9 protein-coding genes are annotated in these 12,184 nt (G+C 62.2%); 4 read left to right on the top strand and 5 right to left on the bottom strand.

Annotation, left to right across the window (positions count from 1 at the left end; all coding sequences use genetic code 11):
- The first annotated feature begins 128 nt into the window (after positions 1–128).
- Positions 129–1,010: a carotenoid 1,2-hydratase gene (gene crtC, locus GC127_RS15895; RefSeq protein ID WP_037297518.1), complete on the top strand. Its 882-nt coding sequence runs from the start codon at positions 129–131 to the stop codon at positions 1,008–1,010.
- A gap of 24 nt (positions 1,011–1,034) precedes the next feature.
- Here crtC and lpdA read toward each other — a convergent pair whose 3' ends face one another.
- The 5 genes from lpdA to GC127_RS15870 all read right to left on the bottom strand — a co-directional run bounded on the left by lpdA (position 1,035) and on the right by GC127_RS15870 (position 9,055).
- Positions 1,035–2,429 (bottom strand): dihydrolipoyl dehydrogenase, encoded by a 1,395-nt coding sequence (lpdA, locus tag GC127_RS15890; protein ID WP_151978978.1) that lies wholly within the window; start codon positions 2,427–2,429, stop codon positions 1,035–1,037.
- Between the two features lie 135 nt (positions 2,430–2,564).
- Positions 2,565–3,143: a DUF924 family protein gene (locus GC127_RS15885; RefSeq protein WP_008280399.1), complete on the bottom strand. Its 579-nt coding sequence runs from the start codon at positions 3,141–3,143 to the stop codon at positions 2,565–2,567.
- Positions 3,144–3,245: 102 nt separating this feature from the next.
- Positions 3,246–4,499 (bottom strand): MFS transporter, encoded by a 1,254-nt coding sequence (locus tag GC127_RS15880; protein WP_008280400.1) that lies wholly within the window; start codon positions 4,497–4,499, stop codon positions 3,246–3,248.
- 66 nt (positions 4,500–4,565) lie between these two features.
- On the bottom strand, positions 4,566–5,654 hold the full coding sequence (queA, locus tag GC127_RS15875) for a tRNA preQ1(34) S-adenosylmethionine ribosyltransferase-isomerase QueA (protein WP_151978977.1): 1,089 nt from the start codon (positions 5,652–5,654) through the stop codon (positions 4,566–4,568).
- Positions 5,651–9,055, bottom strand: coding sequence for an AsmA-like C-terminal region-containing protein (locus GC127_RS15870; protein ID WP_151978976.1), 3,405 nt, complete (start codon positions 9,053–9,055; stop codon positions 5,651–5,653). The genes queA and GC127_RS15870 overlap by 4 nt, the downstream gene beginning before the upstream one ends.
- A 107-nt stretch (positions 9,056–9,162) precedes the next feature.
- On the opposite strand from GC127_RS15870, the gene GC127_RS15865 reads away from it, so the two are divergent.
- From GC127_RS15865 to GC127_RS15855, 3 genes are all read left to right on the top strand, one after another.
- Positions 9,163–9,624, top strand: coding sequence for a peroxiredoxin (locus tag GC127_RS15865; protein ID WP_008280403.1), 462 nt, complete (start codon positions 9,163–9,165; stop codon positions 9,622–9,624).
- Positions 9,625–9,644: 20 nt separating this feature from the next.
- Positions 9,645–10,448 carry a ferritin-like domain-containing protein gene (locus GC127_RS15860; RefSeq protein WP_151979809.1) on the top strand — a complete coding sequence of 268 codons (804 nt, stop codon included), beginning with the start codon at positions 9,645–9,647 and terminating at the stop codon, positions 10,446–10,448.
- A gap of 183 nt (positions 10,449–10,631) precedes the next feature.
- A complete protein-coding gene (locus GC127_RS15855; protein WP_198385577.1) occupies positions 10,632–11,951 on the top strand; it encodes a M23 family metallopeptidase in 1,320 nt (439 codons plus the stop codon).
- Positions 11,952–12,184: the final 233 nt, after the last annotated feature.

Genomic DNA, 12,184 nt, shown 5'->3' with positions numbered 1-12,184 from the left:
GCCCATCCGGGGGCGGGGGTGCCGATGGCCACGCTCTCCGCCCGGCACGCGGCAGAGGCGATCTTGAGCGACCGAACTTTGACCTCGACGTGCCCTCAAACGGCTACGCCTGGTGGTATATCGACGGCCTGAGCGATGATGGCGGGCGCGCCGTCAGCGTGATTGCCTTCATCGGTTCGGTGTTCTCGCCGTGGTATGCATGGTCAGGCCGCCGCAACCCGGCCAATCACGTCTGCATCAACGTCGCCACCTACGGCCCCGGTGGCCGCTTTACCATGACCGACCGGGGCACATCGGCCCTGCGCCAGAGCCGCGATTGCCTGACCGTCGGCCCCTCCTCGATGCGCTGGGAAGATGGCCGCCTGATCATCGAGATCAATGAAATCTCCTCGCCCCCTCTCATTTCGCGCGTGCGCGGGCGCATCACCGTGACCCCAACGGCGCTCACACAAGTGGAACTCCCGCTCACCCCCGAGGGCACCCATATCTGGCGGCCCTTTGGCCCCACTTCGACGATCGAGGTCGATCTCGACGCGCCCGGTTGGCAATGGACGGGCCATGGCTATTTCGATGCCAATTTCGGCACCCGCGCGCTGGAACAGGATTTCAGATATTGGACATGGGGGCGCTACCCCGTGCGGGGCGGCTCAACCTGCTTTTATGACGCGGTGCGGATGGATGGCTCATCGCTCGCTGCGGCGGTGCATTTCGATGCAGACGGGCAAGCACAGACCATCCCCCTGCCGCCCAAAGCCAAGATGCGCCGCAGTCTCTGGCAAGTGGCGCGCGATACCCGCGCCGATGCGGGGTATCAGCCACATCAGGTGAAACCCATGCTCGACGCGCCGTTTTACAGCCGCTCAGCGGTCAAAACTCAGCTCGATGGCGAAGAAACCGTGGGCGTGCATGAGGCGCTCGACCTTACCCGCTTTCGCATGGGCCTGCTCAAGCCCATGCTCGCGGTGCGCGTGCCCCGCCGTGCGCGGTGGCATTTCAACGACGCGCCCTGATCCGGGCGCGTCAGCGTTACCGCTTTAGATGTGGATCACCCGATCATAGGCATCGAGCACACTTTCATGCATCATCTCGCTCAGCGTGGGATGCGGGAAGACCGTGTTCATCAGGTCTTCTTCGGTGGTCTCCAACTGACGGCCCACCACATAGCCTTGGATCAACTCTGTCACCTCGGCACCCACCATATGCGCGCCCAAAAGCTCCCCCGTCTTGGCATCGAACACCGTCTTGATCATGCCCTCCGGCTCGCCCAGCGCAATCGCCTTGCCGTTGCCGATGAACGGGAAACGGCCCACTTTGACAGCATAGCCCTTTTCCTTGGCCTTGGCTTCGGTCAGGCCAACGCTTGCCACCTGCGGATGGCAATAGGTGCAGCCCGCGATGCTCTCGGGCTTCACGGGATGAGGATGCCCGCCTGCGATCAATTCGGCGACCATAACGCCCTCATGGCTGGCCTTGTGCGCCAGCCACGGCGCGCCCGCGATATCGCCGATGGCATACAGGCCGTCTACCCCGGTGCGGCAATACTCATCCGTCACCACATGGGTGCGGTCGATCTTGACGCCCAACGCCTCTAGGCCCAGCCCCTCGACATTGCCGACAATGCCCACAGCGGAAATCACCGTGTCAAACTCGTGCTTTTCAACCTTGCCGCCCATCTCGATATGCGCGGTCACGGTGCCCTTGCCCCGATCCAATTGCTTGACCATGGCCTTTTCCATGATCTTCATCTTTTGCTTGGTAAACGCCTTTTTGGCGAAGGCAGAGATCTCGGCATCCTCCACCGGCAGAATACGGTCCATTACCTCGACCACTGTCGTATCGGCACCCAAGGTATTGTAGAAACTGGCAAACTCGATCCCGATGGCCCCCGACCCAATCACCAAAAGCTTTTTGGGCATGCGGGATGGCACCAGCGCGTGCTTATAGGTCCACACCAAATCACCGTCGGCCTCTAGCCCCGGCAATTCACGGGCCCGCGCGCCAGTGGCCAGAATGATATGCTTGGCCTCCAGCTCTTCGACGCCCTTCTCGGTCTTGACGATGACCTTGCCCTTGGCGGGCAAACTCGCAGCCCCCATCACCACCGTGACCTTGTTCTTCTTCATCAGATGCGCGACGCCGCCGCTCAACTGCTTGGCCACCCCCCGCGAGCGTTTGACCACCGCATCAAGATCATAGCCGATCCCCTCGGCCTTCAGGCCAAACTCCTTGGCGCGGTGCATCAGGTGAAACACCTCGGACGAACGCAGCATCGCCTTGGTCGGGATACAGCCCCAGTTCAGGCAAATGCCGCCCATATGCTCGCGCTCGACAATCGCCACCTTGAGGCCCAGTTGCGCGCCCCGGATTGCGGCCACATAGCCGCCCGGACCCGCCCCGATTACAATCATATCATAGGTAGTCGACGCCATGTGGCCCTCCGTTTCCAAATTTAGTTTGCCATTAAACTATTTTACACCAAATCGCAACGCGACATGATTGACCGATTGAACAAACAATCGCCACGCGCGTTCTTCCAACAATTCGGAACACAGTAAAAGGGCAGATCACGCCGCCTGCATGATCCGCCGCAGGGTGCCGCCATAGCCACCCTCAGACTCGAACGCCCGTTCAGACGCCGTGGATGGCCGCGCCAACGCGGCATTGCGATAAGGAAAACGACCAAACTGCCGGATCACCTCGCGATGCGCCCGCGCATGCGTCAGGTTCTCGGCCCCGTGCTCGGGCATACGCTCGCACATCAGGCGCACACAGCGTTCCTGATCACAGAGGTTTTCGGAATGCATGAGCGGCAGGTAAAAGAACTGCCGCGCCGGTTCGTCGACCCGCATATCCCATCCGCGGTTGATGGCCGCCTTGCCCGCCGCCAGCGCCTGTTGGTCGGTGGCAAAGGCCCGCGCGTCATCCCGGAACATATTGCGCGGAAACTGATCGGTCAGGATCACATAGGCCAGCATGCCATTGGGATAGGTCAGCCAAAGACCGCACGCCCCCTCTCGGGCATTCTCCCATGCCGCCAAAAACCGCTCCCGCACTTCGGCATCCAGCGCCTCGGATGTCTTGTACCACCCCGCCGGTCCGACCTCATCAAGCCAGAACCGCAGCACGTCGTCGGGTGTGACCATAGGGGGACTCCTCAATATCCTATGACGTTTTTAAGACGGTAACGGGATTTTAGCCCGTTCCACAGTAACATAATGCTACAGAAAGGATATAATTTCCCGATTTCAATCCTCTTTCGCCTCTTGCGCGCTCTCAATGGCATATTCTTGCGCAAATTCTACCGCCATCGGCGAAGAAGACGGCGAAACCGGCATATACCGGTCGGTTTCGCGCACCGTCGGGGCTTTGCGCTGCGTCATCCGATAGATGGCATAGGCCACCATCGCAAACATCAGTATCGCGATATATAGAAAATAGCCCCCCGGCCCCATCACCCCCATCATCCAGCCAACCATCAGCGGTCCGGCAATCGCCCCCAAGCCGTTGATGAACACCATGCCACCGGCCGCCGCCGCCATATCCTCATGCGCGAGAAAGTCGTTGGTATAGGCAATCAGCAGCGAATAAAGCGGGTTCGACGTGCCCCCGACGATAAAGGCCGCCAGCATCAGAAACCAGAAATTGTCCCCCAGCAGCATACCGACCACCGCGCCGATACCCGTGCCCAGCGATACCGCCGCAATCAGCTTGCGCCGGTCCATCCGGTCAGACAGCCACCCAAGCGGATATTGCGCCACCACCGCAGCCACGTAAAACGACGCGACAAAAGCCGAGATTTGCCCCACGCTCAGCCCCGCTTCGGCACCATAGACCGCCGCCATCCCGAATTGCGCCGCAAAGACCCCCCCGGTCAGCAGCATCCCGACACAGCCCAGAGGCGAGATTTTCATGATCTGCCTGAGCGAGAGCGGCTTGGTCGTGCCAAATGCAGGTGTCGGGCTGACCGACAGCAGAATGGGCGCAAAGGCCAGCGACACCAGAACCGACGGGATGACGAACAGAACATAGCCCGACGGGTCCGCCAGCACCATCAACCCCTGCGCCGACACGATGCCGATCATCTGCACGATCATATAGAGCGACAGCGCCTTGCCGCGCGTGGCATTGGTTGCGGAATTGTTCAGCCAGCTTTCGGCGGTCACATAAACGCCAGAAAAGCAGAATCCGATCAACACCCGCCCAATCGACCAAGCCCAAGGCTCTGTAATCGTGGGATAAAGAATCAGAACCGCCGAAATCATCGAGCCAAGGGCCGCAAAGACCCGCACATGCCCGACCCGGCGGATCATATCCGGCGCCATCCGCGACCCAAACAGAAAGCCCACGAAATAAGACGACATGACCACCGACATCTCGTAGGTCGAAAACCCCTCAAGAGCGCCCCGAACCCCCAGAAGCGTGCCCTGCATGCCATTGCCAACCTGCAACAACATCATGCCCAGCAAGAGGGCCCACGCCCCCGACAGCACCTGAAACATCGCGCTCTCCTTATTCTTCGGGACCAGCCTAACAGATGCACGACGGTGCGGCACCCCAAAGACGACTTACTCTGTCCCTTGCGCGCCCCGCCTGTCAGCCTTTGCCGCAGGGATCAAGAGCGACGCATCCCCATAAGAGAAAAAGCGATAGCGCGCCGCCACCGCATGGGCATAGATCCGCCGGATCGTATCCTGCCCCATCAGCGCGGACACCAGCATCATCAATGTCGATTTCGGCAGGTGAAAATTGGTCATCAAGGCATCGGCAACGCGGAACTCAAAACCGGGATAGATGAAAATATCCGTATCCCCTGACCAGGCCGCGATTTCGCCAGTGGCCCGCGCCGCCGTCTCGATCAATCGCAGCGCGGTGGTGCCCACCGGAATGATGCGCCCGCCCGCCGCGCGCGTCGCGGCCATCTCGGCGGCAGCCTTGGCACTGACTTCGCCCCATTCGGCATGCATCCGGTGGGTGGTAACATCCTCGACCTTGACCGGCAAAAACGTCCCCGCCCCCACATGCAGCGTGACATGGCTAAACCCCACGCCCAGCGCCGCCAGTTCCGCAAGCAGCGCCTCATCAAAGTGCAACGAGGCCGTCGGTGCCGCCACCGCCCCCGGTGCCCGTGCCCAAACAGTCTGATAATCCACCTTGTCCTGTTCATCCGCAGGTCGGCGCGCGGCGATATAGGGCGGCAGCGGCATTGCCCCCGCCTCTGCCAGCGCCGCATCGAAATCGTCGCCCATAAGGTTGAATCGCAGCCGCCCCTGCCCCTCTTCCTTGGCCAAAAGCACCGCCGAGAGCCGCTCGGAAAACACGATTTCCTCGCCCTCGCTCACCTTTTTCAACGGCTTGATCAGCGCACCCCAGCTGCCATCCGCCCCCGGCTCCAGCAGCGTGACCTCGATCTTCGCCGCCGTGTCCCCCTGCGCGCCCGACCGATGGCGCAAACCCGACAGCCGCGCCGGGATCACCCGCGTGTCATTCAGGACCAACCGATCACCGGGCCGCAGCCAGCGCCCCAGATCAGCCACCCCCGCATCGGTGATCCCCTCACCCTCCGCCACCAGCAACCGCGCCGCACGTCGGGGCCTTGCGGGGCGCGTGGCAATCAGCGCCTCCGGCAGGTCAAAATCAAAATCCGATAGCTTCATCTGTCCTGTCTTCGGTGAATGTCTTGCGCCTCGCGCTCTTGCGGCTTTTCGACCTGACCCGAGGTGGCTGCCCGCCCCGTGCCCACCGTGGGCGCAGGCCGCCGGAACATCTCACGCAGGAATCCCGGCGCAAGCGCCGACAACGGATTGACCGACACCGCCGGGTCCGAAGATGGCCCCTTGAGCGTATAGTTCATCCCGATAAGCCCCTCACCGGGCCGGGTAAAGGCCTCTCCGATACCATTGAGCAGATAGACGGGCGAGACCACGCCTTGCATATCCATCTGCTTCTCGGCCAGACCATAATAGCCATCCATCGAAATTCCGACCGAGGCCCCCACCGCACTGCCCTCCAACAGGATCAGCCGCTCCGGCGTCAGCCGAAACCGCGCATCGACCCGACCAAAATGCAGCCCCTGCCCATAGAACTGCTCCAAAAGCCCAACCACACTGACCGTATTCAGCAGCGCCGCCAGCGCCGGGGCTTCCTTTATACGAACCTGATCAATGCCCAATACCCCGTCATAGCTCCCGGGTTCCGGCGCGGGCGTCAGCACCAGTTCCAGCGCCCCCTCGCGCGCTTGCCGCAACAACCCCGCCGCCTTGAGAACGCCACCGGCATCGTCAGATCTGATCCGAAAGGCACTGCGCCCCCCCACCGGCACCACCTGCCCGCTGATCGGCGCGATATCGTTCAAAAGCCCCGTAAAGCTCCCACTCGCGCCGCCCGTGGTATCCAGATCGGCGCTAAACCGGGTCAACGCCAAACCTTCCGAGATTTGCAACCGCTCCAACCGCAAGGCAATCGGCACCCCACCGCCGCCGCCGCCGTCACGCGCGCCAGTGCCCGCACCGCCCAGCGATGTCTGCCGCAGATCAACCGTTCCGCCCGTCACCTCGATACGCGGTGCGACGCCCACCCCACGTCCGACCAGCGCCACCGGCGCATCAAGCCATCCGCCCAGCGTGACCCGGCTGAACTCGGCCCGGTCCAGCCCGCCGCCTGCGTTCAGGCTCACCCGCCCGCGCGCCTCTAACCCGGCACCGCTCAGGCCCAGCGCCGTGATCTCGGGCACAGAACCCAGACGGCCTGTCACATCCAGCCGCCCAAGCTGCGCCTCTCCCAATGCCCAATCCAGTTGCGGCAACCGCAAACCGACACCCGCCAGATCGGAACTCAGCGCAAACTCCGGCGCCTGTCCCTTGGCAAAGCCGATTTCCATCACCCCCTGCCCGGCCCCCGTCACACTGCCCGGCGGCAGCCCGATCTTGAACTCCTCCAGAAACCGCTGCGACAGCTCGATCTGCCCGCGCACGCGGCTTTCGCCTTGCGGGTTGCCACCAATCGCGATGTTCCAACTGCCCCGCACCGGCACGTCGCCAACCTGCGCCGCGCCGCCAATCTCCAAACCTGTGTTACTCGCCTCGATCTCCAGCGTCTCCGCCGCAAGCCGCCGCCCCTTGAGCAGCGTGTCACTTTGCACCGCACTCAATGTGCCGGTCACGTCAAAGGCCACCTCTTCCGCCGTCAGTTGCTTTTTCAAGAGGAACACCAACTGCCCCCCCAACTCGGCTTGCCCCTCGGCGACCGTCACCGGCTGCCCGGCCTTTTGCAAAAACCGGAAGGGCGGCGAATCAAGCAGCGACAGCGCCGCCGTGATCGTGCTTCGGCTTTGCAGCATAACCTCAGCCGGGCTTTCCTTGATGCGCACATCCGGGATGATGAAACTGGTCCCCGCAACATTCAGGAACCCGCCCTCTTCCGCCTCGACATGCCCGCGCTCGGCATGAATGACAAAGCGATGGTCATAAAGCGACGCCCGCCCAGAGGCCCCGGAAAGGGCCGGCACGTCACGGATATAGACAGTCTCCAGATCCGCGAAATCAAACCCAATGTAGAATTCGGGCCGATGGTTTGGCCGCAACTGCAAGGCCAGTTGGATATCTCGCAGATCCGCCGTCTTCACGTTCTGATCAATCCAGTTACGGGTATTGGCCAGCGCCGCACGTGGCCAGAGCGCCATCAGACGTTCTGGGGCCAGCCCGTCCATTTCCCCCTCAAACGAGATATCCCACCCCGCCTCGCTGCCCCGCGCTTCGCCACGCGCCCGCAGATACTGACCCTGATCGCTCAGGGTCAACGCGCCTAGGGTCAGCACGAATGGGTCAAGCCGCAATCGCAGCGCCACCTGCGCCTCTTCGAACCGGATCGGTTCGGGATAAAGATCGGCGGGGTCCGCGACCACATCGCTCACCCGGATCTGTGCCTGCAATTCGCGCGGCCACCCGGCCTCCATCCCCACCAGCCGCGCCGTGCCCTCGGCCCGCGCCTGCCCCCAGGCGCTATCGACCGACAATTCGGTAAAGCGGATTTCCTGCACCATGGGATCATAGGTGAAATAGCTGCGCGCCGAGCGAAACTTGATCGGGGCCGTGGCGGCTGTAGGCTGAAGCACACCCGCCCCAATCTGCAACGTGGCGTTGAGCGGGCCCAGCCGCCCCTCGGCGTCCACCTCCGCCCGCAGCGCGCCGGAAATCGGCGCTTGCAACGCCCCCAGCCACGCCAGCGCCGGCGACTGTCCGGCAATGTCACCTGCGGGCATATCCTCAAAAGTAGCGCCAAACTCTGCCACCTTGCTGCCAATCCGGCCCGTATAGTTCACCGCCAGCGTTGTCGCATAATCGCGCGCCCCCAATAGCGCCACGTCGCCCCGCAAGGTCAGATCATCGCCTGCGCGCGTCAACTCCAACCGCCCGCCATCCGCACTCCAGGCGCGGCCCGCGCGCGCATCCTCATAACGCAGCGTCAGGTTATCCGCCGTCACACGGGACAGCGCATCCAGTTGTGGTCGGGCAAAGAGCGCATCCATCTGCTCGTTGAATGTTCCGTTCTGCCCCGTGCCCTCGAACATGATCGCGAACTCGCCCGACGCCATCCGCCGCAGCCCCAAACGCGCCCCCGACAGATGCACCGCCTTGGGCTGCACCTCGCCGCGCAAAAGCGGCGCGGGCGCCACCGTGACCGCAAGCGATCCCAGCGTGACCAGCGGCACCCCGTCGAGATTGGCCAGCACCACATCGCGCAGCGCCACACGCGGCACCAGATCCTCACCCACCACCAAAGACATCTCGCCGAACCGAAGGGCATACCCCGGCACGCTTGCATCAATCCGCGTGGCGATGCGTTCCTGCAACCAACCGGGCGCGCGCAGGCTTGCGCCAATGCTCATCGCCACACCAAGGCCCAGAACCACAACCAGCACCGCGCAGGAAAAGAAAAACTGCATCACATGCCGCAGCGCACGCCGACCCTGACGCCGCGTGCGGGGGCGCGCGGTCGGGTTTCCGACAGGCTCTGACGTTTCCGCCGCGCCCTGCTCTTGTGTCGGCTGCGTGCTCATCCTATCCGTTCGGGCGCGTCTTGCGCCTCTCTTCTGCCTCGTGGCTTTATTCTGGTCTCTTGCGTCCTAATATGGAATTCACAATTTTTCATCCCAGAGGATACCCCATGCCCGATACATCCGAAATGGCCCCCGATTTCACCCTGCCGCGCACCGGGGGTGACAGTACTACGCTCTCGGCCCTGCGTCCCGGCGCAGTTGTCCTGTTTTTTTATCCCCGCGATGACACTTCGGGCTGCACAAAAGAGGCGGTGGCCTTTTCCACCCTCAAGGATCAGTTCGACGCCGCCGGTGTGACGGTCATGGGCATCTCCAAAGACAGCCTCGCAAGCCACGAAAAATTCGCATCGAAACATGCACTTACTGTGCCTCTCCTGTCTGACGAACATACGGATGTTTGCGAAGCCTACGGCGTTTGGGCGGAAAAGAGCATGTATGGCAAGAAATACTTTGGCATCGAACGCTCGACCTTCCTGATTGATGGCGAGGGTCGCATCGCGCGTGTCTGGCGCAAGGTCAAGGTGCCCGGCCACGCCGAAGAGGTGCTGGACGCGGTCAAGGCCCTGTGACCCCCCAAACCCTGACAGACATGGCCGTCGCGGTGCTCTCTACCCACGACGGCCGCACCAAAACGGCGCTGTCGCGCGCCCATGCCGCCACATGGTTCGCCGCGCGCGCGGCAGGGCACGACATTCCTTTGGGGCGTGCGCAACCGCCCCTGCGTCCTGCCCGGCCCGCCAAGCCCGAACTGCTCGACCCGCGCGACGTGCCGCGCCGCCGCCCCGGTTCGGTGCAGGGCCGCATCGCGCTTCTTCATGCCGTGGCCCATATCGAACTCAACGCCGTCGATCTGCATTGGGATATCATCGCACGCTTTGCAGACATCCCAATGCCGCTTGGATTCTACGATGATTGGGTCAAATCCGCCGATGAGGAATCCAAGCATTTCAACATGATATGCGACTGTCTTGAAGCGATGGGCAGCCATTATGGCGCTCTGCCCGCCCATGCAGGCATGTGGCGCGCCGCCGAGGATACGGCGCAGGATTTCATGGGTCGGCTTGCCGTCGTGCCCATGGTGCTCGAGGCGCGCGGCCTTGATGTCACCCCCGGTATGATCGAAGTGTTCGACCGCGCAGGAGAGTCCGCCGCCGTCGCCGCCATGCAGGTGATCTATGCCGAAGAGGTGCATCACGTCGCCTATGGCTCCAAATGGTTCCACTTTCTATGCGGTCGCCATGACCTCGACCCCAAGACCACCTTCCACGACCTCGTACGCCGCTACTTCCATGGCGCGCTGAAACCGCCCTTTAACGAGGAAAAACGGGCCGAAGCAGGCATTCCACCCGATTTTTACTGGCCTTTAAGCGAGGCTGGCTCAATTCAAGGTTGAAATTCAGGCCACAGTATCGGCGAATTTCCGCCACTCGGGCAAGAAACAGCCCAGCCTCGCCCCCTGATTGGTCAAAAATCTTGCCCAAAGCCCGACCGCTGGCTAATCACGGTTCATTACGGTGCCTGCAATCAATGCGGCATCCTTCAGGACTACGGCAGGGGCAACAGGGACAATGAGCGCGTGAGAACAAGACTTGCGATAAAAATCCATGCGATCCTTGAAAGGTATTTTCCCGAACGTCGGGTCTTTTTGCGATCCGACAATGATACGCGGTTCATTCGCCTGCGCCCCTCAACACAGCTTTTCGCCTTTCTCGGGGCCTCGGCGATCATAGCGTGGTCAATCATCGCCACCTCTATCCTCGTGATGGACAATATCGGGGCCGGCAACTTCCGCGAACAGGCCAAGCGCGATCAGCGCACCTATGAAAACCGCCTCAACGCCCTGTCCTCCGAACGCGACAAGCGCGCGCAAGAGGCGATTGCCGCACAAGAGCGGTTCTCTTCCGCGCTCGAACAGATTTCGCTGATGCAGTCCGAATTGCTGGCGTCAGAAACCCGCCGCCGCGAATTGGAAACCGGCATCGAGGTGATCCAATCCACCCTGCGCCGCACCATGTCAGAGCGCGAAGAAGCGCGCGACGAGGTCGAGCAATTGGCCCTCTCCCTCGAGTCAGAAGGCGGCACCGGCGTCGGGCCGACGGCGGACGCAGGCTCTGATGCCACCGTCGATTTCCTGACCGCCGCACTCGAGGATGCCGCAGAGGAACGCGATACAACCATCGCCAATGCCCAGGATGCCCTCCTCAAAGCCGAAGAGATGGCTTTGGAACTGGACCTGCTCAAGGATCAGAACGACCAGATCTTCAGCCAGCTTGAGGATGCGATGGCGATCTCTGTCGAACCGCTCGACAAGATGTTTCGTGCCGCAGGGCTGAACACCGATTCTTTGCTCGATACGGTGCGCCGGGGCTATTCCGGCCAGGGCGGCCCGCTGATGCCGCTGTCCTTCTCTACCCGTGGCGAAGAACCCTCCGTCGATGCCGAGCGCGCAAACCGCATCCTTGGCCGGATGGACGAGCTGAACCTCTACCGCATTGCCGCGCAAAAGGCACCCTTTGCCCTGCCCGTCAAAAGCGCGTTCCGCTACACATCGGGCTATGGCATGCGCTGGGGTCGGATGCACCAAGGCACCGATTTCGCCGCCCCCCATGGCACGCCGATCTATTCCACCGCCGATGGCGTCGTGACCCACGCGGGCTGGCTTTCGGGCTATGGCCGCCTGATCAAGATCCAGCACGCCTTTGGCATCGAAACCCGCTACGCGCATCTGTCTCAAATCCGTGTCAACGTCGGGCAAAGGGTCTCGCGCGGGGAACGGATTGGTGATATGGGCAACTCTGGACGTTCTACGGGCACACATCTACACTACGAGGTCCGCGTCGGCGACAAGTCCGTCAACCCCATGATATATATCAAGGCTGCAAACAATGTTTTCTAAGAGCAAAATCAACGAACCCGCGCAAAAGCCTGCAGAGGCCAAACCGGCTGCCTCCGAGAACCGGCTCGATTCGGCGCGGCCTGACGCGCTGAATACGGAATTCAAGGCCTCCGCCCCCAAGGCCAAGCCGCCCGCCTCTGTGCTGTCCTCGGACCTGCACGTGACCGGCAACCTCAAGACCACCGGCGATATTCAGGTCGAGGGATCTATCGAGGGCGACATCCGCGCGCATC

Origin of the sequence: Roseovarius sp. EC-HK134 (genome assembly GCF_902498815.1) — a bacterium.
GTDB classification, from domain to species: domain Bacteria; phylum Pseudomonadota; class Alphaproteobacteria; order Rhodobacterales; family Rhodobacteraceae; genus Roseovarius; species Roseovarius mucosus_A.
Note: the sequence above shows the minus strand (reverse complement) of the source record. Positions and strands in the feature narration are given on the sequence as shown.

Coding starts and splice junctions, on each gene's coding strand:
- lpdA (WP_151978978.1), bottom strand. CDS start 2,429: ATGGCGTCGACTACCTATGATATGATTGTAATCGGGGCGGGTCCGGGC.
- GC127_RS15885 (WP_008280399.1), bottom strand. CDS start 3,143: ATGGTCACACCCGACGACGTGCTGCGGTTCTGGCTTGATGAGGTCGGA.
- GC127_RS15880 (WP_008280400.1), bottom strand. CDS start 4,499: ATGTTTCAGGTGCTGTCGGGGGCGTGGGCCCTCTTGCTGGGCATGATG.
- queA (WP_151978977.1), bottom strand. CDS start 5,654: ATGAAGCTATCGGATTTTGATTTTGACCTGCCGGAGGCGCTGATTGCC.
- GC127_RS15870 (WP_151978976.1), bottom strand. CDS start 9,055: ATGAGCACGCAGCCGACACAAGAGCAGGGCGCGGCGGAAACGTCAGAG.
- GC127_RS15865 (WP_008280403.1), top strand. CDS start 9,163: ATGCCCGATACATCCGAAATGGCCCCCGATTTCACCCTGCCGCGCACC.
- GC127_RS15860 (WP_151979809.1), top strand. CDS start 9,645: ATGGCCGTCGCGGTGCTCTCTACCCACGACGGCCGCACCAAAACGGCG.